Origin of the sequence: Christiangramia qingdaonensis (assembly GCF_048381525.1) — a bacterium.
GTDB lineage: Bacteria > Bacteroidota > Bacteroidia > Flavobacteriales > Flavobacteriaceae > Christiangramia.
On record NZ_JBLWIM010000012.1, the window covers coordinates 1,123,109 to 1,147,931 of the forward strand.

A 24,823-nucleotide genomic window follows, 5' to 3' on the forward strand; every position below is an offset into this window, starting at 1 on the left:
GGAATGAAACTTTCTAATTTCAATTTTGAACTGCCTCAGGAACTTTTGGCTGAATATCCTTCTGAAAACAGGGATGAAGCAAGGCTAATGGTTCTAAACCGTAAGGAGCAGACGATTGAACATAAAAAATTTAAAGATATAATTGATTATTTCGAGCCGGAAGATGTGATGGTTCTAAATAATACGAAAGTTTTTCCTGCGCGGCTCTTCGGAAATAAAGAGAAAACCGGGGCCAGAATTGAAGTTTTCCTTCTTAGAGAACTGAATCCTGAAACAAAATTGTGGGACGTACTTGTTGATCCTGCAAGAAAAATAAGAATTGGTAACAAATTATACTTCGGCGAAGACGAAAGTCTTGTTGCTGAAGTAATTGATAATACAACTTCAAGAGGTAGAACGCTTCGTTTCCTTTATGATGGATCATACAGTGATTTCAGACAGAAATTAAAGGAACTTGGGCAAACTCCTCTTCCGAAGTATATAAAGAGAGAAGTAGAGCCTGAAGATGAAGAAAGATACCAGACGATCTACGCCAAAAACGAAGGTGCAGTTGCAGCTCCTACTGCAGGACTTCACTTTTCCAAGCACTTACTTAAACGTTTGGAGATCAAAGGTGTTGATTTTGCTGAGGTTACACTTCACGTTGGGCTGGGAACATTTAGCCCGGTGGAAGTTGAAGATCTTTCCAAACATAAGATGGATAGTGAAGAAGCTTTTATTGAGAAGAACGCTACAGATGTCATCAACCAGGCGAAACGCGATAAGCGTAGAGTTTGTGCCGTTGGTACAACTGTAATGAGGGTGCTTGAGAGTGCTGTGTCTTCAGACCAGACTTTAAACGAATTTGGTGGATGGACTAACAAGTTCATCTTTCCTCCATACGATTTCAATATTGCAAACTGTATGATCACTAATTTCCATACGCCAAAATCTACGTTGTTGATGATGGTGTCTGCCTTTGCCGGTCATGACTTTATGAAAAAGGCTTACGAAGAAGCAGTAAAAGAAAAATACAGATTCTATACTTATGGTGATGCAATGCTGATCATATAATAAGAATAAAATAAATTTTTAAGGCCATAATCCGATTTCGGTTTATGGCCTTTTTTGTAAGCTATTGTCTGGTAAAAGACTGAAGCTTCGGTAATAACTTTGTAATTTAGCAGCGTGAAAGACAGGAAAAAAGATATACGGGCATTAACCAAGCAGCAATTGCAGGAGTTTTTTGTGTCACAGGGAGATAAATCCTTTCGTGGAACTCAGGTTTATGAATGGCTTTGGAGTAAAGCAGCGCATTCTTTTGAGGATATGACAAACCTCTCTAAGTCTACCCGGCAAATGCTGGATGAGAACTTTGTGATCAATCATATTCGTGTGGATCGTATGCAGCGTAGCAGCGATGGTACGATAAAAAATGCGGTAAAATTACATGATTCTCTTACAGTAGAATCTGTATTGATCCCAACAAAAACGAGGACTACGGCTTGTGTTTCTTCACAGGTAGGTTGTAGTCTTGACTGCCAGTTTTGTGCCACTGCCAAGTTAAAACGTATGCGTAACCTCAATCCAGATGAGATTTACGATCAGGTGGTTGCAATCGATAATGAAAGCAGGTTATACTTTGACCGACCTTTGTCCAATATCGTATTCATGGGGATGGGTGAGCCTTTGATGAATTACAATAACGTAATGAAGTCTATTGAAAAGATCACTTCTCCTGAAGGTCTGGGCATGTCGCCAAAAAGAATAACAATATCGACATCTGGTGTACCTAAAATGATCAAGAAGCTGGCAGATGATGAAGCTAAGATCAAACTGGCAGTATCCCTACATTCAGCTAGAAACGAAGTGCGGACGCAGATCATGCCATTCAATGAAACTTTCCCGCTGGAAGATCTTAGAGAATCTCTTGAATACTGGTATTCAAAAACCGGAAGCCGGATTACTTACGAATATATTGTCTGGAAAGATATTAACGATACCCGGGAAGATGCACAGGCGCTGGTGCGTTTCTGTAAGTATGTTCCATGTAAAGTGAACCTTATTGAGTACAATCCAATTGATGATGGTAATTTCCAGCAGGCAGCTGGGGAAGCTACGAGAATGTACGAACAAATGCTGGAAAGAAACAATATTACAGTAACGGTGAGGCGTTCAAGAGGTAAGGATATTGATGCAGCCTGTGGGCAGCTGGCGAATAAATCGGCTTAATGATAAAGTATAAAACCTCTTTAAAACTCTTATATTTACAGCCTTAATGAAGGTCATCTCTCAAATAAAGCTACCGGTAGAAAAAGAGATGGAACTTTTTGAAAAAAAGTTCTTCGAATCCATGTCTTCCAAAGTAGCCCTTCTAAATAGGATCACTCATTATATCGTAAACCGAAAAGGGAAGCAAATGCGTCCCATGTTCGTATTCCTGGTTGCCAAAATGGTTTCTGAAGGTAATGTGAACGAGAGAACTTATCGTGGCGCCTCTGTAATTGAGCTAATACATACTGCCACGCTCGTACACGATGATGTTGTAGATGATTCCAACAGAAGGAGAGGTTTCTTCAGTATAAACGCTTTATGGAAAAATAAGATCGCCGTTCTTGTGGGTGATTATTTGTTGAGTAAAGGTTTATTACTTTCCATTGATAACAATGATTTCGATCTGCTGAAGATCATTTCTGTAGCTGTTCGCGAAATGAGTGAAGGTGAACTGTTGCAAATCGAGAAAGCCCGAAGACTTGATATCACCGAAGCAGTTTATTATGATATTATAAGACAGAAAACTGCAACGCTAATCGCAGCATGCTGTAGTCTTGGTGCGGCTTCTGTAAAGCCAGACAGCGGTGATGTCGCAAAGATGCGTAAATTTGGAGAGCTTATAGGTATGGCCTTCCAGATCAAGGATGACCTCTTTGATTATGGTACTGAGAAGATCGGGAAACCTACGGGAATTGATATAAAGGAGCAAAAAATGACATTACCCTTAATTTATACCTTAAATACTGTTTCTGAAAAAGATCAGAAGTGGTTAATCAATTCTGTCAAAAATCACAATAAGGATCGTAAAAGGGTAAAAGATGTGATTGATTTCGTGAAGGTTAATGGAGGACTGGACTACGCAGTTAAACGTATGAAAGAGTTTCAGAAAGAAGCACTTCTATTATTACAGGACTACCCAGAATCTGAATACCGGGATAGTTTAGAATTAATGGTAAATTACGTTATAGAACGAAAGAAATAAAGCGACACATCGTGCCGCTTTTTGTATTACTGGACAGTGTCATCTGTCTCTTCCTCATTATTTACATCGTCAGTATCGTGAATTTCTTCATCGATCTCTTCACCAACTTTCTTAGCTCCACGCTCGATCTTTTCTCCAGCTTCTCTGGCACCATCTTCAATATCATTTCCAATCGCTTCCGCTGCTTCTTCAGTCTTTTCCTGGGTTGTTTCTCGGCAGGAATACATAGAAATACTCATTGCAGCTAAGGCCAGGATCATTACAGTCTTTTTCATTATTTATAATTTTAGGGTTAAACTAAAAAAAGCCATTCAAATGAATGGCTTTAATCATATTAAGAAAGAAAATGATTACATATCATCATCACCGTTCATATCGTCAGTTCCTTCTACTTCTTCTTCCATTTCGGTTTCAGCGTTCTCAGCAGCATCTTCTACTTCCTGACCAGCTTCTTCCATTTCGTTTTCTACGTTTTCACCTGCTTGCTCCATGTCTTCTTCCATGTTTTCTTCAGTAGTTTCTCTACAAGAATAGATAGAAAGGCTCATTGATGCAACTGCAAATAATAATAAAAATTTTTTCATTGTAAAATGTTTAATTAGTTGAAGACACAAATTTAAACAAAATTTTATTATGCAAAAGGACTCTTTTCACTTAAATATTTCCAATATCTTTTAGGAACGTGTTGTATGTGAAGCCGCATATTTACTCGACTTTTGATGTTTGTGGAGTCAAAATATTCTTTCCATAAATGCTGAAAGTAGATTTCTCCTTCAGCAAAATAGTCGGGATTTCCGCCTGAGATACCTATATCTTCAGGTAATTCCATCGAAACATATTCTGCCTTTTGAAGATCATAATGCACTCCCAGTTTTCGCTTAAGATCATAAATCAACCATCGCTGGTCTGCATACCTGCTTTTGAAATGCTCCGTGATCACAGGCAAAACATTAAAGTCTGGTTCGATCACCGCGAAATATAGGTCATCTTTAGTAAGTCTGAATCTTATAAATGCCTCCATTCTATGCTTTTCGCGTCCAACCTGTTTTGCTGCTTTGGAAATATCCAGCACTGATGGATGAGAGTAATCCAGTTCTGCCTTCTCCTGAGAACTATAGACATATCGAATCATATCATACAACTTCAGTTCGATCCCAGGAATTTCACTCAGGAAGGAATAGTATAACCTCGTAAAACCATTTGAAGACAACTTTTTCTTCAAAGATTTTAAAACTCTCTGTACCTTGAAATCTTCAGTAATTACTTCCAGAGTATCACTAAAGAGTTGTTTTTGATCTTCTCCTTCAGGAATGATCTCGGCAACTTCCAGCTTTTGCTCATAAGCATTAAAGACACAGGTCAAAAAACCCGGAAAACTGCCATCATATTTCAGTACAACGCTTTTCATTAAAATAAACTAAGTTGCTGGTTAAATTCCTTTCGATATTTACTGAAGGAATTCTGAATAATTAATTGCTTTAAGTTTTCACTGCTTACATCTTTAAGTTCCTTTTCTCTGGCATCACAGGTAATGAAATACTTAGCGCGATTCATAGAGATACCGATCTTCCGAAGATGTTCCCAGTTTAATTTTCTAAATTTTCGTGCCTGAAGAATTTTACTTACCGATTTTAAGCCAATTCCTGGAACGCGTAATAGTAGCTGTTTGTCGACTTTATTGATATCTACAGGGAATAAATGTCGGTTACGGAGTGCATAACTCAGTTTAGGATCTATGTCCATTTCAAGATGCTGGAAATCATTATTCAAAAGTTCCCGAACATCATACCCATAGAAGCGCATCAACCAATCTGTTTGATAGAGTCGGTTTTCGCGCATCATTGGAACCTGGGTTCCTAATGCAGGTAACCGCGGATCATTACTAATAGGAACATAACCAGAATAATAAACCCGCTTCATATTATAATTTTTATAAAAGAATGCCGATGAGTACATGATATCCCGATCGCTTTCACCGGTAGCTCCAACGATCATCTGGGTACTTTGACCCGCAGGAGCGTATTTAGGAGTGCTTTTGATAAGTTTCGATTCAGATTTGTACTGAATGATCTCATTCTTCACCTTCTCCATTGGCTTCATGAAGTCCTCATGTTTTTTCTCGGGCGCAAGTAGTTTAAGACCTGATTTTGTTGGGATCTCAATATTTACGCTTAGCCTGTCCGCATAGAGTCCAGCTTCTCGCATTAATTCATCACTGGCTCCGGGAATGCTCTTGAGATGTATATAGCCATTAAAGTTCTCTTCTTCTCGTAACTTCTTGGCTACCCGAATCAGTCTTTCCATCGTATGATCTGGACTCTTAAAGATTCCAGAACTTAAAAAAAGACCTTCAATGTAATTCCTACGATAAAAGCTTATGGTAAGATCTACAACTTCCTGTACTTTAAAAGCAGCTCTTTTAATATCATTGGATTTTCGGGTAACGCAATAAGCGCAATCGAATATGCAATGATTCGTAAGAAGGATCTTCAATAAGGAGACACACCGGCCATCTTGTGTATAAGAGTGGCAAATACCCATTCCTGATGAGTCACCCAAACCTTTCTTAGTATTGGTTCGCTTGGATCCACTGCTTGAACATGAAACATCATATTTAGCAGCATCGGCAAGGATATTTAATTTTTCTTTTATACGATCGAAATCCATAATTAGGAATTTATCCAAAAATAGGAAATATTCCATAACCATACTGACTCCTAAACGATAAACTATTAACTCAAAAGATTAATTCTTTTTCAAATATTGATACCCTTCATAAGAATCTGGCTCCTCATCAGCAAGACGGGCAAAATTTTCATAGGCTTTTTTCACCTGAGCATTTGGCGTAGTGGCGAACTCCTCTTTGGTCACCTCGTAATTCTTCTGAAGTTTTTCTAACTCTAAGTGTAGTTTCTTCTGAATGTCAGCATACTTTTGATCACCATATAGATTTTCCATCTCTTTTGGATCTGTCTCAAGATCGTAAAGTTCCCATTCGTCAATATCATCGTAAAAATGGATCAGCTTATATCGGTCCGTTCTTATTCCGTAGTGCCTTTTAACCATATGAAAAGCGGGGAAATCGTAATAGTGATAGTAAATGGCATTTCTGAAGGTCTTATTTTCTTCAGAATTTGAAAGTAGAGGCATAAGAGATTTACCCTGCATTTTTTCAGGAATTTCAGCGCCGGCGTAATCCAAAAAGGTTGGAGCGAAATCGAGATTTTGAGTCAGTGCGTCGATGACAGTTCCTTTTGAAATCGCCTTAGGGTATTGTATAAGCAAAGGCATGGCTAATGACTCTTCATACATGAAACGCTTATCAAAAAAACCTTTCTCTCCCAAATAGAATCCCTGGTCTGTAGTATAAACGATAATGGTGTTCTCGGTAAGTCCTTCTGCATCCAGGTAATCGAGGATTTTTCCAACGCCTTCATCGACTGCCTGTACAGTTCCCATATAATCCCGCATATATCTTTGCCCTTTCCATTCCGCAAGATCCTTTCCTTTAAGATCAGCTTCATGAAAGGCGTCATTTTTAGGTCGGTAGGCTTTATCCCAATCGGCACGCTGAGCTTTTGTCATTCTATCAAAATCTGTTTTCCACGGATTATGTCTTAATGAATCACTGCCTTTCTCAATGGTCATTTTGAGATCATGCCCTTCATACATGTCATTATAAATAGTTTGTAACTGGTGCTTTGCGGCAAGCTGATTTTGATGTTTACTGTAAAAACTTTCTGGAAGTGGAAATTGAGTAGAATCGTAGGTATTGATGTGCCTTATTGGTGGCATCCAGTTTCTATGTGGAGCCTTATGATGAACCATCAGGAAGAATGGTTTTTTCTTCTCTTCGGAATCACGGTTCTGTAACCACTCTATACTCATATTGGTAATGAGGTCTGTTGCATATCCTTCAACAACGCTGGTGTCATTTTTGGTAATAAACTCGGGGTTGTAATAATTTCCCTGGTCATTGAGGATTTGCCAGTGATCGAAACCCTCTGGCTTACCATGCAAATGCCATTTTCCGACTATAGAAGTATTATATCCTGCACCTTTCAAATATTTTGGCAATGTAGGTTGAGAACCATCGAAGATGTCCCCATTCATTCTGAAACCATTTATGTGACTAAATTTTCCAGTTAGGATCACAGCCCTGCTGGGTCCACAAATAGAATTCGTGCAGAAATTATTCAAAAAGCGAGCTCCGTTATTGGCAATCCGGTCAATATTTGGAGTGGGAGCCAATTGACTTACTGGATGTCCATAGGCACTTATAGCCTGAGCAGCGTGATCATCTGTCATGATAAAGATGATATTGGGTTTTTTATCTGCAGTCACATCTTCAGAAGTTTTTTCCTGGCAGGATTGTAAAAAGATAGAGATTAAAAGAGTTAGAAAGTAAATAGGCAAGCTTCGATGTAGCATTGAGATAGATTTTGTATAGAGGAAAAATACAAAAGTTTTATAGGAATTGTTTAATTTTCACCTGCTCATAGCATGCACATTTACCTGTACGAAATGATTTATAAAATATTTAAAATACTGATTATTATATGTTTAACTCTGAATGCTACTTATTCTCAGGAATTACTGCCACCTATACAAAACTATAATCCTGCTTTATATGATGCTGCCAGCCAGAATTGGGATATTGCTGTGGATGATCGCGGGGTAGTATTTGCTGCAAATAATCAGGGCCTCTTAGAATTTGATGGATTAAGCTGGGAATTACATAAACTTGAAAGTGGCTCCATCATTCGATCGGTATTTCCAAAAGGAGATAGAATATATACAGGATCTTTCAGGGAATTTGGTTACTGGCAGACCGATGAAAAGGGTAAAATGGTTTATCACTCGTTGAGTAAACTAATGACCGGACTGGAATTGCAGAGTGATGAATTCTGGAGCATCGAATCCCTGGGTGAAGCTATTTACTTCAGATCTTTTGGAGGTGTTTTCAAATATGAGAATAATGAGATCTTAAAAGTTCAGAACCATATTTCCACGGCAATGGAGGTTTTTCAAGGTCGGTTGGTAATTGCCGAAAGAAGCAAAGGAATATTTTATTTAACGAATGATAATACCAGGCTGGAACTGGAAGGAGATCTTTCAGCCCTGGAAGGATTAAATATTGTAGAATTATTCGCTCTAAACAATACCTTATATATAGGAAGTAAAAATTCTCTTTTTATTTATTCTGAAGGGGAATTATCAAAGATCGAGGACATAGAACTGAATGAATTTCTTTCAGAATCTGAGCTTAACCATATTCTGAGCGTTTCAGAAGAAAAAGTTCTTATTGGAACAATCAAAAATGGCGTAGCGGAATACGATCTTGATACTAAAGAACTTCGGTTTTACAATCGTATTGAAGGTTTACAAAACAACACGGTCTTAGGGATGAGCTATCATCAGGGGAATTTATGGCTGGCATTGGACAAAGGAATAGATAAACTTGATCTTGATTCACCTTTAAAATTCTTTACAGATCATTCTGGTGAACTAGGCGCTGTTTATGATATTGAAGAGTTTGAGGGCAAAACATATCTGGCTAGTAATACCGGTGTACACACTTTTCAGAATGGAAAGATGAGTTTATTGGAAGGAAGTCAGGACCATGTCTGGAATCTTGAAGTTCTGGATGATCAACTTTTTGTGAATCACAATACAGGCATCTATCAGGTACAAAAGGATCAGTTCATTCCGGTTAAGAAAAGAACGGGTAGTTTCTGTATAGAGAAAGTGCCCGGTAGTGAAAATCTTTATTTGCTGGGAGAGTATACGGGAATTAGTATTTACGATCAGAATACTGGAGAAGTAAGCGAAGTGGAAGGAGTGAACTTTCCAGTGAAGCAAATTGTATTTGAGAATGATCAGGTACTATGGGCTGCCCATCCTTACGAAGGTTTGTACAGAATTACACATAATAATTTGCAACAAACAGAAGTCCAGAAACTTCCTGCACTAGGGGAAACTGATAACTACAGAGTAAACTTATTCAAACTGAATGGCCAGATCATTTGCTTTGTCAACGAGAACTGGTACAGGTATAATCCATTCAAGGAGACTTTTGAAGAATTTGAAGAATTCGAAGACTTTAGAGGTTTGAGGTTGCTTCAGGATACAAGCGATTTTTTCGTCTTCAATAATGAAGAAAATGGTAGTATACTATTTACAGATTTCGACAAGAATACACTCGGGCTTTCTGCAAGTGTGCTGGATAACAGGCTGGTAAAGGCTAATGAAAATTTGACCAGACTGAATGACTCCACTTATTATATAACCCTAAATGATGGCTTCGCTAAGCTGGATTTTGCAGCCTTTAAAAGGACTGATTCTGAAGAATGGGAATCGATGGCATTCATAAAAAAGTTCGGTGACAATAATGGTTACTACGACCTTAGTTCTTCACCTACCTTGAAGTACAGAACATCAGGAAATATTAGCGTACAGGTTGGAGCTCCAAATCTTAATTTGAACGAGCTATCCTATAAACTAAAGGGAGATGAAGAATATAGCGGTAGAATAGGTAGCGACGGCTGGTTGAATCTTAGAAATCTTTCCTATGGTGATTACGCGCTAGATATCATCCATGAAAGGGAGCAGGATAACAAGAAGGTTCTGGCGAAATACTCCTTTGGAATCGCTCCTCCATGGTATTTGTCTGCCTGGATGAAAGCATTGTACGTATTACTGTTTATGGCCCTTATCGCCGTGGTCTTTCTAATTAACAAGAGAAAACTGAGAAAACATCAGCAGAAGCTGGAAGAAAAATTTGAAGATGAGCACCAGGAAAGATTAGCTAGAATAGAACACGATCGCCTGGTTCATGAAATTGACCTGAAAAGAAAAGAACTGGCTAATACTACCATGATGGCTGCAAAGAAGAATGAAGTTCTTATGGAGATACAAAATGAACTTTCCAAGGATAAAAATTCCTTCTCCAACCAGTACAGGATGAAACATATTATGAACAAAATCAATGCGGCGGTTAAGAGTAAAGATGAATGGAAAGTCTTTGAAACTAACTTTAATGAAGTTCATGAAGATTTCTTTAAGGATATACTTTCGGAGTATCCAAAATTATCTGGGAAGGATCTAAAGTTATGTTCATATTTAAAAATGAACTTGAGTTCAAAAGAAATTGCTCCGTTAATGGGAATTTCTGTCAGGGGTGTTGAGGTTCACAGGTATCGTTTAAGGAAGAAAATGGCGCTCGAAAGTGATGTGAATTTGACAAAATTCCTGATAAAGAATTTCTAAATTATCAGTAAATAGTCATAAATATTACAAAATTTAAGTACTACAATACTACATCAACACGAAAAATATTTACTTTCATATTACTTCAAAACTATTATAGAGTATTGATAACAAGATAGTTGCACTGAGAACATACTTGAAGTAGTAGATGTGTACTATAACGTTTGCGTAAAATTTGAGCTTGGATGTATATTGTGACTTCAAATAAGCATAAACACCCAACAAGTATGAAGGTAAAATTACTATTAGCCTGTGTGATTTTTGGAGTATGTTCTATACTCGCTCACGCACAGCAAACAAAAACCATTTCTGGTATCATTACAGACACAGGTGGTGTTCCATTACCAGGTGCAGAAATTAAAGTAACAGACAAAGATATTTTTGATGTTACAGACTTCGATGGTAACTTCAGCCTCGAAGGTGTAGAAGAAGGTGATACATTCAGAGTAACTTTCTTAGGATTTAAACAGCAAACCGTTCAGGTCACTTCTAGTAATGATTATAATATCTATCTTGAAGAAGATGCTGGTCAATTAGACGAGGTTGTAGTAGTTGGATATGGTACTCAGAAGAAAAGAGACCTTACGGGAGCGATCGTTTCAGTAGATTCCGAAGAAATTGAAAAGACTCCTACTTCCAACGTGATGCAGTCATTACAAGGTAAAGTTTCTGGGGTGCAAATAGTAAGTGCCGGCTCTCCGGGAGATTCACCTACAGTAAGAATTAGAGGTCTTGGTACTTACCAGGATGCAACGAATGTACTTTATGTAGTAGACGGTACGCTATATGACAATATCGACTTCCTGAATACAAAGGATATCAAGTCAATAAACATTCTAAAAGATGCTTCGTCTTCCGCTATATATGGAGTAAGAGCGGCTAACGGGGTAGTAATCATTGAAACCAAGTCTGGTAAGAAGAATCAAAAGCCACAAATAGCGTACGATGGCTATACCGGGATACAAAGAGCTCAGAATGTTCTGAAAATGGCAAATGCCGAGCAGTTTACTACGATGGCGTACGAATCTGGCTCTGCTCCAGATGTGCAATTTGTATTAAATGCCATGGAACGTTATGGCCGTAGCAGGATCAATCCTAATGTACCTGCCGTAAATACAGATTGGTATGAAGAAGTACTTCGTGATGGGATCATCCAAAACCATAGTATTGGAATCACCGGTGGAGCAGATAAAGTAACCTACTCCTTGGGAGCCAACTATTTCGGACAGGAAGGGATTCTTGATATGAAAAACGAATATGAGAGATTCAACCTTAGATCTAAAATTGATGTAGACGTTACAGATCGTTTTAAAGCCGGGGTGAATACGGTTTTCAGTAATGCTACAAAATATGATCCCGAAAATGCAGCGTGGTTTAAATCATATTTCGCGGTACCAATTATGCCGGTACTTGATCCTACGAATACAGATGCGCAGCCAATTCCATATTCAAATGCTCAAAACCTGGGTTACCGTGGAACGCAGAATCCATTTACAGATCTTACTTTTAATGAGAATAGGCTTAAGATTAGAAAGATTTTAGCCAGTGTATATTTTCAATATGAGGTGATTCCTGAATTACTTGATTTCAAAACGACCTATAGTCACAACTATTCAGCACTGGAAGAGCGTTATGTAGATCTTCCATATACTTTAGGAAATAATGTAGAAAGAAGATCAAGTATTACAAGAGTAAACAATACTTTTTCAAATCAATACTGGGATAATATCCTAACTTATCAAAATGAGTTTGGCGATCATGATCTTACCGTGATGGCTGGTGCTTCTTATCGTGATGAGGCTAGTAATGGTTTTTCTGCAACAGGAACCGATATCGCAGGTATTAAACTTGAGTCAAGCTGGTATCTGGATTTTGCAGATAATGAGTCTTTCAATAATAACGTAAGTGAAATTGGAAGAAGATATTACGGGATCTCTTACTTCGGAAGGATTGCCTACAATTTTGATGATAAGTATCTTCTATATGGAACTTTTAGAGCAGATGGTTCTTCGAAATTCACCAAAGATCCATGGGGTTATTTCCCTTCAGTTGGAGCTGGTTGGGTAATTTCTGAAGAAGAATTTATGCAGGATAACGGAGTTGTAGATTTTCTGAAGCTTAGAGCGAGCTGGGGGAAACTGGGTAATGATAATGTTGCTGCCAGTGATGGATCAAATACCATTGCCGTAATTACTGCTGCCCTTGGTGAACAACCGGTTTCAGGAATAACTTCTACCAGTGTATTCTCTAACAATACCTGGGAAATAATCGAAGAAAAGAACTTCGGTCTTAATATTGAAGCTTTAGATAACAGGTTGTCTATAGATGCAGATTACTACATTAGAGATACTAAAGATGCCATACTGCCGGTTTTTATTCCTATCATTAACCGAAGTGTGAATCAAAATTCAGGAACTATCAGGAATGAAGGTCTGGAATTGGCCGTAAACTGGAACCAGTCTGTGAACGATGACTTTAGCTATAGGATTGGTGCAAACTTTACCACTATCAACAATGAGGCTTTAGAAATTGCCAATGAAAGTGGTTATATTGATTCAGGTTCAGCTGAATTTCGTCAAAGAACACAGGAAGGTGGTCCTCTTTTCGCCTTTTATGGTTATGAGAGAACAGGGGTTTACCAGAATCAGGCCCAGATTGATGCAGATCCAATTGCTGTGAACAATGGTCTTGTTCCCGGAGACCTTATTTTTAAGGATCAGAATGGTGATGGGGTCATTGATGATGCCGATAGAGTTATTCTTGGATCGTTTCTACCAGATTTCACATTTGGTGGAAATATAGGATTCAACTATAAGAACTGGGACTTCTCTACAAGTTTTTATGGACAGGTTGGGAACGAGATCTTAAACCGTAAGCGAGGGGAGATCATCTTCACAAATGATACGAACATGGATGCAGATCTTGCAATTAACAGATGGCATGGTGAAGGAACAAGTAATACGTATCCATCATCTGCAGGATTGCGTAAGGTGTGGAACCAGAAATTGAGCGACTTCTGGGTAGAAGAGGGAGATTTCTTCAGAATACAGAATATCCAGTTTGGATATACTATTGAAAGTCCATCATTACCTGAAACCAGGTTGTATTTTACAGCAGAAAGACCTTTCACTTTCTTTGATTACAATGGTTTTGATCCTGAAGTATCAAATGGAGTAGACAGACAAACCTATCCAATACCTTCAGTATATACTATTGGACTAAACATTAAAATTTAAAAAACACGATATGAAAAGAATTGATAGAACAGTAATTCTTGGCGTATTCTCTATGCTTTTCCTTGCTACTGCAATTTCGTGTAGCGATAAGCTGGATACGCGGGAAGGTCAGCTAAATACTGGCGATATAGATTATACAAATACCAGTGATATGATCCAGCCCGTGATTGGAGCTTATTATGAGTTTTCAACGAGGGGATGGGAAGAACCTTTGCTTTTGGGAGTGAGAGGAGATGATGTGAATGCTGGAGGAGAAGGTGATCAACAGCCATTTTCTGCGACAGATCAATTTACGTACGATAAAGATTACTGGATGTACAATTCTCTGTGGAATGTACATTATAATGATATCGTTAATATGAATACTGCGATCCTTCAGGTAGAATCGTTTAAAGAATTTGCTGAAGGTAATGATAGAGCAAAAGCAGATCAGTATATCGCAGAGATCAGCGTTCTAAGAGCCTGGTTTCATTTGAACCTGGCTAGAACCTGGGAAGATGTGTTCATCATTACTTCAAATCAACCGGCTAGTGAAGTAGAAGCTGGACCAGCTTCTAAAGCTGAAGTTATGCAGTGGATCGTTGACCAGATGGATGAAGCAATTCCAAACCTGCCGGATATGAGACCTAACCAGAGAACAGATATTCCTGGTGGAGTAACCAGATATACTGCCTTAGCTATACAGGCATTGGCTTACCAGGAATTGGAAGATTACCAGGGAGTCGCAACTTCAACAGGAGAGATCATCACTAACGGCGGATTCTCTCTTTACAATGATTTCTATCAGCTATTCAAAAAACCAGGAGAGCTGAGTGATGAAAGTCTTTTGGAGATGCAGTATTCAGATTTTGGACAGGAGAGTGGAGGAGAAGTTTATCATCTATACGCACCATTCGGTCCTTCCAACTGGACACCTGCAAGAGAAAATGCTAGTAGTGGTTGGGGATTCTATGAGCCAAGTATGAAGTGGATCGAGTTTATGATTAACAGAGGAGAAGAAAGACGTCTCGAAACTTCGGTTCTATTTACAGACAGGGGTATTGCTGCATTAGAGGCAAACGGTGTAAGAGTACCAGGTTTTATAGATAATACTACAGAATCTGGTGATGTGATCAACGATTACGCACGTGCACTATTTGCCAGCGGAAAGCATTATCTACCTTCAGTACAATTGACTGATGGTAGAAATGACTATGGTGCAGGGAAGAATAATATTGTAATTCGTTATGCTGAGATCTTATTAATGTATGCGGAAGCCGTAACTCAGGGTGCTTCAGCCTCAGCTATCTCAGCAGATGAAGCGGTCAACATGGTAAGAGAAAGAGCAGGAATATCATCAATTTCCGGCGTAACAACTCAGGATGTACTAGATGAGAAATTTGCTGAACTGGCAATGGAATGGGGAAAACGTTATTATGACCTTATTAGATTAGACCAGTATGATGAGCTGAGCTATGATGGCAGAAACTTTTCTGCAGCAAACGAATATTTGCCTTATCCACAGGCTCAGGTTGACGCTTTACCTCTAAACGCTACGGCAGTTGACAGGAATACAGTGATGAATGATATTTTGAACCAATTAAACTAGTCTAAAAATGAAAAAATTCAGCATATATTTTCTTGGGTTGCTATCATTTTTCTTCACGATCACATCTTGTGAGTATGATGGAATCGATCCAATCACAGAAGTTGATCCTGGTCCAGATCAGGGAGCTCCAGAGGTAACTATATCATCTCCGGCAGATGGTAATGTGATCAAGGTACTGGATGAAGTTTCCAGTATCGTTATCAAATTTGGAGTTGAGGATGATATTGAAGTAGCCATGGTAGAAGTCTTGGTGAATGACAATGTGATCGCAACCATGAGTGAATTCATGGATTACAGGATCGTTAACAGGGAAGTTATATTTGATAATGTAACCAATGGAGAACATACTGTCACAGTTAGAGCAACAGACCTTGAAGGTAATGTAACATCTAAAACGGTGAACTTTAGTAAGGAACCACCGTATACACCAAAATTCGAAAATGAGCATTTATATATGCCTTTCGATGGTGATTACGTAGACCTAATTACGCTTAGAAGCTCAGAAGTAACTGGCAATCTTAGCTTTGCCGGAGAGTCTTTTGGAGGTTCCAATTCTTTCACAGGATCACCAGATTCATGGTTGGAATTCCCATTTAATGGATCTGTTGGAACAGAGTTTACTGCTTCTTTTTATTACAAAGTTAGTGGAGATCCATCCAGAGCAGGGATTCTTGTAGCTGGAGCAGATGAAAACCGTACTCAGGGATTCAGATTATTCAGAGAAGGAAGTGCTGATGAGCAAAGAATTAAACTGAATATAGGAACCGGAGCAGCAGAAAGCTGGAATGACGGTGGAGTTATTGATGTAAATGCCGGAGAATGGGTGCATGTAGCCTTTACGGTGACCGAGTCTCAATCAACCATTTATCTAAACGGAGTTGCAATGAATACCGGGAATCTTGCTGCGCCAATCGACTGGACAGGAGTTGAGCAACTTACTATTGGTGCTGGTGGCGAAACCTTTAGTTACTGGGATCATAAGCATGACAGCAGCGCAATTGATGAATTAAGGATTTTTGACAAAGCGCTTAGTCAGGATGAGATATCAAACCTTATTAATGCTTCTTCTGAAACTTTGAAAATTTCATTCGATGGTTCTTACCAGGATGCTGCGAGTAATCGTGATATCGCTACGGTAGGAAATCCAGGCTATGCCGGTGAAGCTGCCGTAGGATCGAATGCATATGCTGGTGCCGCAGACTCTTATTTAACTGCTTCTACGGAAGGACTTACATCCTCGCAGTTTAGTGCCACTTTCTGGTACAAGGCAGACGCAACGAACGACCGTGCTGGAATTTTAACGATGGCTGCTGCAGACTCAGAAAATCCTGATGCTCAGAACAACCGTACCAAAGGTTTTAGATTATTTCGAGAAGGAAATGCTGAAGAGCAACGTATCAAACTAAACGTTGGAACCGGCGAAGGAGAAAGCTGGAATGATGGTGGAGTAGTAGACGTAACCGCTGGAGAGTGGGTGCATGTAGCTTTCACTATTTCAGAAACGGAAAGCGTGATCTATCTTAACGGTGAAGCCGTAAATACAGGTACCCTTGCTTCACCAATCGACTGGACGGGAGCAGATTTTCTTTCTATCATGTCTGGAGCTCCAAGATTTACTGGCTGGGGTCACCTTGCCGACACCAGCTATATGGACGAGTTAACCTTCTTCAATAAAGTACTTACTGAAGGTGAAATCGAATCCATGATGGCTCAGGAATAATTTGTGTACAGGCTTCGGAGTACCACTCCGAAGCCTTTCTTTAAATCCACATAATCATTAATTTCTGATTTAAAATTTCAAAATTTTGAACCAGATCAAAGCTTTATTATGCTCAAAATCAAAATTCCGTCGGTTTTTCTTTTTCTGAATATCCTGCTTATATCAGCTTGTTCAGATGACTCTGGTCCAGGTTATCAGGAACCATATAACCCAGACCCAACAGATGATGACGTGGCTGAAGTTCCTTCGATCACAGATGAGGAGCTTCTTGATAAAGTTCAGGAACAAACCTTTACATATTTCTGGGATTTTGCTGAACCTAATAGCGGGATGGCAAGAGAGCGTTCCCAGGATGAGGCTTATGGTGGTGATTCACCTAATATCGTAACTACTGGTGGTACAGGATTTGGATTAGCCTCTTTTCCTGTCGCAGTTGAACGTGGCTGGATTAGTAAGACTGAAGCTCAGGATCGTATAGTAAAGATTCTTGATTTTCTGGAAACGGTGCCAACGTATCATGGTGCATTTTCTCACTGGTACATGGGAAACACCGCTCAAACAAGAACATTTGGTGAATTTGATGATGGAGGAGATCTGGTTGAAACAGCATTCTTAATACAGGGTTTGCTTATTTGTCGTGAATATTTTGATAACGATGAGATCGATGCTAGAATTACAAGTTTATGGGAAGCAGTGGAATGGGATTGGTATACTAAAGAAGAAAATACACTGTACTGGCACTGGTCTCCAAATTTCGCTTTCCAAAAGGATCTGCAGATCAACGGCTGGAATGAATCTTTAATCGTATATGTGCTTGCAGCCTCGTCACCTACCCATTCTATAGATAAAGAAGTTTATACCAATGGCTGGGCTTCTAATGGGAACATGGTGAATAACCGTGAGCATTATTCCATTGGACTGCCACTTGGACCTTCCTATGGCGGACCTTTATTTTTCAGTCATTATTCCTTTATTGGTCTGGATCCAAGAAACCTGGAAGATCAATACGCTAATTACTGGGAACAGAATACCGCACATACATTAATAAATTACGAGTATGCCGTTACGAATCCGAAGGATTTTGAAGGCTACGGACAGAATTCGTGGGGCCTTACAGCCTCAGATTCTAAAGATGGATATGCCGCTCATAGCCCTACGAATGATCTGGGAGTGATCACTCCCACTGCGGCATTATCCTCTTTTCCTTATACTCCTGAAAAGTCAATGGCAGCATTACGATACTTCTACGAAGAACTGAGAGATGATCTTTGGGGAAATATGGGCTTTTATGATGCTTTTTCTGAAGAATATGACTGGTATGCCGATGGTTATCTGGCCATCGACCAGGGGCCTGTCATTGCGATGATAGAAAACCACAGAACACAACTATTATGGGATCTTTTTATGTCTAATCCTGAAATATCTGCAGGACTGGATAAACTGGGTTTTAGTTACTAGATCCTGAATCATTTTTAAAGTAATTGAATGTTGTATAGATCTTTATATATTCTAAGTCTCAGCCTTTTTCTATTAATAGGTTGTAAGGACGTAACGAATAAGACTGAAACTTCAGAGGAAGCAAGCAATAATTCGCCGAAACTAACAGAAGCTGAATTATTAGACACGGTTCAAGAGCAGACCCTGAAGTATTTCTGGGATTTCGCAGAACCAAATAGTGGAATGGCCCGGGAACGCTTTCATCCAGATGGTAATTATCCAAAAGATGATAGGCATGTGGTTACAACGGGTGGAACTGGTTTCGGACTCATGGCGCTTGTTGCCGGAGTAGAACGAGGTTTTATTCCGAAGGATTCAGCATTGATACGGTTTAATAAGATCGCAGATTTCCTGGATAGTACTCCCAGATTTCATGGTGCCTGGTCTCACTGGCTAAATGGTGAAACTGGAGAAATTCAGGCGTTTGGGGAAAAAGATAATGGTGGAGATATTGTTGAAACTTCTTTTTTAGCACAGGGCTTTATCGTGGTGCGCGAGTATTATAAAAATGGAACTACAGAGGAGAAAGCAGTAGCGGCAAAATTTGATAAACTCTGGAAAGGTATCGAATGGAACTGGTATACAAATGATAAGGATGGTATTTACTGGCATTGGTCACCAGAATACGGATGGGAGATGGATTTTATGATCGAAGGTTATAATGAATGTCTTATCACCTATATCCTGGCCGCGTCCAGTCCGGATCATGCGATTAAAGCCAGTTCATACCACGATGGCTGGGCACGAAGCGGTAAGATCACTACAGGAGTTGAAGCCTTCTCTTATCCTCTTATTTTAAAACATAATACTCGTGGCAATATGGGAGGTCCATTGTTTTGGGCTCATTATTCGTATTTGGGGCTGAATCCAAAAGGTCTAAGCGACAGGTATGCAAATTACTGGGATCTTAATGTAAATCATACACTCATCAACTACGAGTATGCTCTTTCAAAAGCTGATAGCTCTAAAACTTACGCTGAAAATTCCTGGGGATTAACCGCAAGTTATACCCGAAATCAGGATAATTCTACTGGTTACACAGCACATTCACCAGATAATGATCGTGATGTGGTTTCACCTACAGCAGCGATTAGTTCTATTCCATACACTCCTGAAAAATCTCTGGCAGCGATGAGGTTTTTCTTTGAGGATCAAAATGACCTGCTCTGGGGGCCTGCTGGTTTCTATGATGCTTATAGCCTGGAGGGTGAGCCATGGGTAAGCCAGAGATACCTTGCCATAGATCAGGGTCCAATGGTAGTAATGATCGAAAATTATCGAAGCGGACTTATCTGGGATCTTTTCATGCAGGCTCCGGAAGTTCAGGAAGGATTAAAAAAGCTTGATTTTCAATTTACTAAATAGAAGATATGAAATTTAGATTAACACTTTTAGTATGCTTTTTCAGTTTGATAGGCTTTGCTCAGGAAGATTCAGATTATAAAAAAGAGCAGTTTGTTTCGGAAACTGATACTTTGAATTACCGAATCCTTTTTCCGAAGGACTTCAGTGAAACTGAAAAGTATCCGGTCGTTTTAGTGCTTCACGGTGCGGGAGAACGCGGCGATGATAATAAATCCCAATTAGTTCATGGCGGTGATCTTTTTCTGAAAGATTCGGTGAGAGAGCAATTTCCCGCTATTGTCATCTTTCCGCAGGCACCAAAAGATGATTACTGGGCAAAAGTTGAAGTGAATAGAGATATTAAACCCTTCGAATTCGATTTTAAAAATAAAGTTGAAAGCACCTCGTCTTTGCAAATGGTCATGGAATTAATGGATGAAATGGCGCAGAAATCATTCGTAGATAGTGATCGCTTCTACGTGGGTGGATTGAGTATGGGTGGAATGGGGACGTTTGAGATCATATTTAAAAAACCTGAAATGTTCGCGGCAGCATTTGCCATTTGCGGTGGTGCAAATACCGAGATCGCAGCTGAGTATCCTGAAAACTTTAATATCTGGATCTTCCATGGAGAACAGGATGATGTAGTGTTACCAAAATACTCCAAAGCGATGGCACGTGCGATAAATCATCATGGAGGGAATGCTAAACTTTCCCTGTATCCTGAGGATAATCATAATAGCTGGGATTCAGCCTTTTCAGAGCCCTATCTACTGAAGTGGCTATTCTCACATAGTCAGAATCAAAAAAAATAGTCATCCTCATTTGATGAATAATATGATTGGAATTAAACAATATATCTTAGGTGCAATCCTAATGTGTTCAGGTGTTCTGACAGCACAGGAGAGTATGCCTGAAACCTACTGTAATCCATTAGATATCGATTATACCTATATGGTTTATAATTCCAGTAAGAATATTTCTTATCGCTCTGGGGCAGATCCCGCGGTGATCGAATACCGTGGTGAATATTTTATGTTCGTAACCCGTTCTTTTGGCTACTGGCATTCTACAGACCTGGTAAACTGGGAATTTATAAAACCTAAGCAATGGTATTTTGAAGGTTCGAATGCTCCTACGGCTTTCAACTATAAAGATTCGCTGGTCTATTTTGCTGGTGATCCTGCAGGCTACGGAAGCATTATTTATACAGATGATCCTAAGAAAGGTGAGTGGGAACCGGTTGCTTCAATTTCTAATAATATTCAGGATTCAGAATTATTCATTGATGATGATGGCAAAACCTACCTGTATTGGGGATCTTCGAACGTTCATCCTCTAAAGGTTAAAATGCTGGATAAAAACGATCGGTTCCTGGAGATCGGCAATCAGAAGGAACTTTTTAATCTGGTAGAAGAGGAGCATGGATGGGAGCGGTTTGGCGAGAATAACTTTCATCCTACTTTGAAAGAAGGTTATATGGAAGGAGCTTCTATGACCAAACATAATGGTAAATATTACCTGCAATATGCTGCACCCGGCACGCAGTTCAATGTATATGCAGATGGAGCTTATGTTGGTGAAACGCCATTAGGACCCTTCAAATACATGAAAAATAATCCTATGAGTTTTAAACCGGGAGGTTTTACCAACGGCGCAGGACATGGGATTACAGTGCAGCAGACAAATGGACAATACTGGCATTTTTCTACCATGGCGCTGGCGTCCAATTCTCACTGGGAAAGAAGACTCGCGATGTTTCCTACCTATTTTGATAAAGAAGGACTGATGCATTCCAATACCAGTTATGGTGATTATCCCCTCTTAGCGCCAGATCATCCAACAAAGCCAGGAGAACATACGGGATGGATGCTGCTTTCTTACCAGGCCAAAACCACGGTTTCAACATCTAAGGTACAGGTGCGAAAAAGTACGTCTACAGACGGGGAGTTTGATATTGAAGAAATCGAAGCAGGCAGGGATGCTAATAATAGAATTACCACGGAATTGCTTACAGATGAAAGTCCCAAATCTTACTGGGTTGCTGAAAGTAATAACGCGGAACAATGGGTAGAATTAGAAATGAAATCTCCCGGAGATATCTATGCACTTCAGCTAAATTTTCATGATCACGAGTCAGGGATTTATACCAGAACTGAAGGATTAAAACATCAGTTTACGATAGAAACTTCCGAAGATGGAAAGAATTGGGAACTGATCGTAGATCGCAGTAATAGTCAGAAAGATGCTCCTAATGCGTACCTGCGTTTAGATAAACCCGTGAAGGCGAAGTACGTGAGATATCGAAATGTCAAAGTACCGGGAAATAACCTGGCACTTTCAGAAATAAGAGTATTTGGAAAAGGCTATGGAGCTGCACCAAAAAAAGTAAAGGATTTTAAAGTTGATAGAGAGGATGACAGACGTAACGCCAGTTTAAGCTGGAAGAAAGTTGTTGGTGCTCAGGGATACAATATCAGGTGGGGAATAGCTCCAGATAAATTGTATCATTCCTGGCTGGTGTATGGCAAAACAGATCATTTTATGAGAAATCTGGATAGAGATACAAAATACTTCTTCTCTATTGAATCCTTCAATGAAAATGGAATTTCAGAAAAGACCCATTTTATAACTGTAGAATAACCGAATTCAAATTAGAAAATCAGAAGAAATGAAGAGAACTTATTTATCCATATTATGTGTAGCCATTTTTGGAATATCCATGCAGGCACAGGATAGAATCCCGGAAGTGGAAGAGATTCTGGCAAAAATGACCCTGGAGGAAAAAATTGGTCAGTTGAACCTGGTAACACCCGGTGGTGGAGTAGCTACAGGAGCCGTAGTTAGTAAGAATGTTGAGGATAAGATAAAGCAAGGAAAAGTAGGAGGTCTTTTTGGGGTATCTGGTCCAGATAAAATTAGAATGGCGCAGGAATATGCTGTTAATGATACACGATTGGGGATCCCGCTGCTAATTGGTTCAGATGTCATCCATGGATATAAAACGACTTTTCCAATTCCGCTGGGAACTGCTTCCAGCTGGGATATGGAATTAATTAAAAGGACAGCCGAGGTTGCAGCTAAAGAAGCTACTGCAGACGGGATCAACTGGAACTTTTCACCAATGGTGGATATAGCCCGTGATCCAAGATGGGGTAGAATTGCTGAAGGCGCAGGAGAAGATCCTTACTTGGGTAGCCAGATCGCGAAAGCGATGGTAGAAGGTTATCAGGGAGAAGATCTTGCTCTGCCAAATACCATGATCTCTACTGTCAAACATTTTGCACTTTATGGTGCTGCGGAAGCTGGAAGAGATTATAATACGGTGGACATGAGCAGACTTAGAATGTTCAATGAATACCTGGCACCATATAAAGCCGCTCTAGATGCAGGAGCAGCCAGTGTTATGAGTTCGTTCAATGATGTGGACGGAATCCCGGCATCAGGGAACAAGTGGTTGCTTACCGAGCTACTCAGAGAAAAATGGGGATTTGATGGATTTGTGGTTTCAGATTATACTTCAGTGAACGAAATGATCGCTCATGGATTAGGTGATCTGCAGGCCGTTTCAGCCCTATCTTTAAAAGCAGGTCTTGATATGGATATGGTTGGAGAAGGATTTCTGACTACACTCGGAAAATCTGTTGCAGAAGGAAAAGTATCCGAAGAAGAGATTACCATCGCTGCCAGAAGGATCCTGGAAGCAAAACATAAACTGGGACTTTTTGAAGATCCTTACAAATATCTGGACAGCAACAGACCGGCTACCGATATTCTGACTAAAGAACACCGAACGCTGGCAAGAGAAGCTGCTAAAGGCTCTTTTGTTCTACTGAAAAAGCATGAGGATGTTTTACCAATTTCAAAATCGGCAAAGATCGCTCTGGTGGGACCACTCGCAGACAATAAAAATAATATGCTGGGAACCTGGGCTCCAACCGGAGATCCTTCCTTATCAGTTTCAATATTAGAAGGCTTTAAAAATGTAGCTCCAGAGGCTACAATTTCGTATGCAAAAGCGGCTAATATTTCAAATGATACCAGTTTTGCCAAAAAAGTGAATGTCTTTGGACCACGAATTATGATTTCAGAAAAGTCTTCGGAAGCTATGCTGAAGGAAGCGCTGGATGCTGCCAGGAATGCAGATGTGATCGTAGCTGCTGTCGGGGAAGCCACAGAAATGAGTGGAGAAGCTGCTAGCAGAACAGATATTAAGATTCCTGAAAGTCAGAAAAGAATGATCCGTGAGTTGGCTAAGATTGGTAAGCCAATGGTTTTAGTGCTAATGAGTGGTAGACCTCTGGATATTTCAGAAGAAATGGAATTACCAGTAAGTATTTTGCAGGTATGGCATCCAGGAGTGGAAGCTGGAAATGCTATTGCCGATGTTGTCTTTGGTGATTATAATCCATCCGGAAAGATCACAGCTTCCTGGCCTCGAAATGTAGGACAGATTCCTGTATACTATTCAGTAAAAACGACGGGTAGACCAGCACCTTCTGAAGATTTTGCAAAATTCAAGACCAACTACCTGGATACGAAAAATTCAGCATTGATACCATTTGGCCATGGGCTTAGTTATACGACTTTTAAATATGAAAATATAAAGGCAAATAGTAACGAACTCACTTCAAATGGTTCCATAGAATTAAGTGCGAGGATCACCAATACCGGAGGTTTTGATGGGGAGGAAGTGGTGCAACTTTATTTACATGACAAAGTTCGAAGCGTAACTCCACCGGTCAAAGAACTAAAAGGTTTTCAGAAGATCGCTTTGAAAAAGGGTGAGTCAAAAACTGTCACTTTTAAGATTACAGAAGAGGATTTGAAATTTTATAATGCCCAATTGGAATTTGTTGCTGAGCCAGGAGAATTTGAATTTTTTATTGGAGGTTCTTCAGCCATAGAAGCAGCGGGCAGCTTTACTTTGAAAA

17 protein-coding genes are annotated in these 24,823 nt (G+C 39.6%); 12 read left to right on the top strand and 5 right to left on the bottom strand.

Annotated elements, in window-relative coordinates; genetic code table 11:
• Positions 1-3 precede the first annotated feature (3 nt).
• The 3 genes from queA (at position 4) to ACNI3T_RS10165 (ending at position 3,235) form a co-directional block, all read left to right on the top strand.
• Positions 4-1,053 (top strand): tRNA preQ1(34) S-adenosylmethionine ribosyltransferase-isomerase QueA, encoded by a 1,050-nt coding sequence (gene queA, locus ACNI3T_RS10155; protein ID WP_418227885.1) that lies wholly within the window; start codon positions 4-6, stop codon positions 1,051-1,053.
• Between the two features lie 114 nt (positions 1,054-1,167).
• The gene (gene rlmN, locus ACNI3T_RS10160) at positions 1,168-2,211 is read left to right on the top strand and encodes a dual-specificity RNA methyltransferase RlmN (RefSeq protein ID WP_295180542.1); all 1,044 of its coding nucleotides are present in this window, start codon (positions 1,168-1,170) and stop codon (positions 2,209-2,211) included.
• A 46-nt stretch (positions 2,212-2,257) separates the two neighbouring features.
• Positions 2,258-3,235, top strand: a complete 978-nt coding sequence (locus tag ACNI3T_RS10165; RefSeq protein WP_418227690.1) for a polyprenyl synthetase family protein — start codon at positions 2,258-2,260, stop codon at positions 3,233-3,235.
• 26 nt (positions 3,236-3,261) lie between these two features.
• Here the strand turns inward: ACNI3T_RS10165 and ACNI3T_RS10170 are convergent, their stop codons facing one another.
• The 5 genes from ACNI3T_RS10170 to ACNI3T_RS10190 form a co-directional block, all read right to left on the bottom strand.
• Positions 3,262-3,510 carry a hypothetical protein gene (locus ACNI3T_RS10170; RefSeq protein ID WP_418227691.1) on the bottom strand — a complete coding sequence of 83 codons (249 nt, stop codon included), beginning with the start codon at positions 3,508-3,510 and terminating at the stop codon, positions 3,262-3,264.
• Positions 3,511-3,585: 75 nt separating this feature from the next.
• Positions 3,586-3,819 (bottom strand): hypothetical protein, encoded by a 234-nt coding sequence (locus ACNI3T_RS10175; RefSeq protein WP_418227692.1) that lies wholly within the window; start codon positions 3,817-3,819, stop codon positions 3,586-3,588.
• Positions 3,820-3,866: 47 nt separating this feature from the next.
• Positions 3,867-4,643 carry a TIGR03915 family putative DNA repair protein gene (locus tag ACNI3T_RS10180; RefSeq protein WP_418227693.1) on the bottom strand — a complete coding sequence of 259 codons (777 nt, stop codon included), beginning with the start codon at positions 4,641-4,643 and terminating at the stop codon, positions 3,867-3,869.
• Positions 4,643-5,902 carry a putative DNA modification/repair radical SAM protein gene (locus tag ACNI3T_RS10185; protein WP_418227694.1) on the bottom strand — a complete coding sequence of 420 codons (1,260 nt, stop codon included), beginning with the start codon at positions 5,900-5,902 and terminating at the stop codon, positions 4,643-4,645. Before ACNI3T_RS10185 ends, ACNI3T_RS10180 begins: the two co-directional genes overlap by 1 nt.
• Before the next feature lie 78 nt (positions 5,903-5,980).
• Positions 5,981-7,666 (bottom strand): sulfatase family protein, encoded by a 1,686-nt coding sequence (locus ACNI3T_RS10190; RefSeq protein ID WP_418227695.1) that lies wholly within the window; start codon positions 7,664-7,666, stop codon positions 5,981-5,983.
• A gap of 93 nt (positions 7,667-7,759) precedes the next feature.
• Between ACNI3T_RS10190 and ACNI3T_RS10195 the strand changes: the two genes are divergently transcribed.
• The 9 genes from ACNI3T_RS10195 to bglX all read left to right on the top strand — a co-directional run.
• Complete coding sequence (locus ACNI3T_RS10195) at positions 7,760-10,504, top strand: helix-turn-helix and ligand-binding sensor domain-containing protein (protein WP_418227696.1); 2,745 nt, start codon at positions 7,760-7,762, stop codon at positions 10,502-10,504.
• Between the two features lie 227 nt (positions 10,505-10,731).
• On the top strand, positions 10,732-13,740 hold the full coding sequence (locus tag ACNI3T_RS10200; protein ID WP_418227697.1) for a SusC/RagA family TonB-linked outer membrane protein: 3,009 nt from the start codon (positions 10,732-10,734) through the stop codon (positions 13,738-13,740).
• A gap of 10 nt (positions 13,741-13,750) precedes the next feature.
• Positions 13,751-15,328, top strand: coding sequence for a RagB/SusD family nutrient uptake outer membrane protein (locus ACNI3T_RS10205; protein WP_418227698.1), 1,578 nt, complete (start codon positions 13,751-13,753; stop codon positions 15,326-15,328).
• Positions 15,329-15,335: 7 nt separating this feature from the next.
• Positions 15,336-17,048: a LamG-like jellyroll fold domain-containing protein gene (locus ACNI3T_RS10210; protein WP_418227699.1), complete on the top strand. Its 1,713-nt coding sequence runs from the start codon at positions 15,336-15,338 to the stop codon at positions 17,046-17,048.
• Positions 17,049-17,156: 108 nt separating this feature from the next.
• Positions 17,157-18,506, top strand: a complete 1,350-nt coding sequence (locus ACNI3T_RS10215; RefSeq protein WP_418227700.1) for a glucoamylase family protein — start codon at positions 17,157-17,159, stop codon at positions 18,504-18,506.
• 27 nt (positions 18,507-18,533) lie between these two features.
• Positions 18,534-19,910 carry a glucoamylase family protein gene (locus ACNI3T_RS10220; RefSeq protein WP_418227701.1) on the top strand — a complete coding sequence of 459 codons (1,377 nt, stop codon included), beginning with the start codon at positions 18,534-18,536 and terminating at the stop codon, positions 19,908-19,910.
• A 5-nt stretch (positions 19,911-19,915) separates the two neighbouring features.
• Positions 19,916-20,704, top strand: coding sequence for a carboxylesterase family protein (locus ACNI3T_RS10225; RefSeq protein ID WP_418227702.1), 789 nt, complete (start codon positions 19,916-19,918; stop codon positions 20,702-20,704).
• Positions 20,705-20,717: 13 nt separating this feature from the next.
• Complete coding sequence (locus tag ACNI3T_RS10230) at positions 20,718-22,532, top strand: family 43 glycosylhydrolase (protein WP_418227703.1); 1,815 nt, start codon at positions 20,718-20,720, stop codon at positions 22,530-22,532.
• A 28-nt stretch (positions 22,533-22,560) separates the two neighbouring features.
• Positions 22,561-24,823, top strand: a 2,263-nt coding sequence (gene bglX, locus ACNI3T_RS10235; RefSeq protein WP_418227704.1) for a beta-glucosidase BglX, incomplete at its 3' end; no start/stop codon positions are given.

Coding starts and splice junctions, on each gene's coding strand:
- queA (WP_418227885.1), top strand. CDS start 4: ATGAAACTTTCTAATTTCAATTTTGAACTGCCTCAGGAACTTTTGGCT.
- ACNI3T_RS10165 (WP_418227690.1), top strand. CDS start 2,258: ATGAAGGTCATCTCTCAAATAAAGCTACCGGTAGAAAAAGAGATGGAA.
- ACNI3T_RS10170 (WP_418227691.1), bottom strand. CDS start 3,510: ATGAAAAAGACTGTAATGATCCTGGCCTTAGCTGCAATGAGTATTTCT.
- ACNI3T_RS10175 (WP_418227692.1), bottom strand. CDS start 3,819: ATGAAAAAATTTTTATTATTATTTGCAGTTGCATCAATGAGCCTTTCT.
- ACNI3T_RS10180 (WP_418227693.1), bottom strand. CDS start 4,643: ATGAAAAGCGTTGTACTGAAATATGATGGCAGTTTTCCGGGTTTTTTG.
- ACNI3T_RS10185 (WP_418227694.1), bottom strand. CDS start 5,902: ATGGATTTCGATCGTATAAAAGAAAAATTAAATATCCTTGCCGATGCT.
- ACNI3T_RS10190 (WP_418227695.1), bottom strand. CDS start 7,666: ATGCTACATCGAAGCTTGCCTATTTACTTTCTAACTCTTTTAATCTCT.
- ACNI3T_RS10195 (WP_418227696.1), top strand. CDS start 7,760: ATGATTTATAAAATATTTAAAATACTGATTATTATATGTTTAACTCTG.
- ACNI3T_RS10200 (WP_418227697.1), top strand. CDS start 10,732: ATGAAGGTAAAATTACTATTAGCCTGTGTGATTTTTGGAGTATGTTCT.
- ACNI3T_RS10205 (WP_418227698.1), top strand. CDS start 13,751: ATGAAAAGAATTGATAGAACAGTAATTCTTGGCGTATTCTCTATGCTT.
- ACNI3T_RS10210 (WP_418227699.1), top strand. CDS start 15,336: ATGAAAAAATTCAGCATATATTTTCTTGGGTTGCTATCATTTTTCTTC.
- ACNI3T_RS10215 (WP_418227700.1), top strand. CDS start 17,157: ATGCTCAAAATCAAAATTCCGTCGGTTTTTCTTTTTCTGAATATCCTG.
- ACNI3T_RS10220 (WP_418227701.1), top strand. CDS start 18,534: ATGTTGTATAGATCTTTATATATTCTAAGTCTCAGCCTTTTTCTATTA.
- ACNI3T_RS10225 (WP_418227702.1), top strand. CDS start 19,916: ATGAAATTTAGATTAACACTTTTAGTATGCTTTTTCAGTTTGATAGGC.
- ACNI3T_RS10230 (WP_418227703.1), top strand. CDS start 20,718: ATGAATAATATGATTGGAATTAAACAATATATCTTAGGTGCAATCCTA.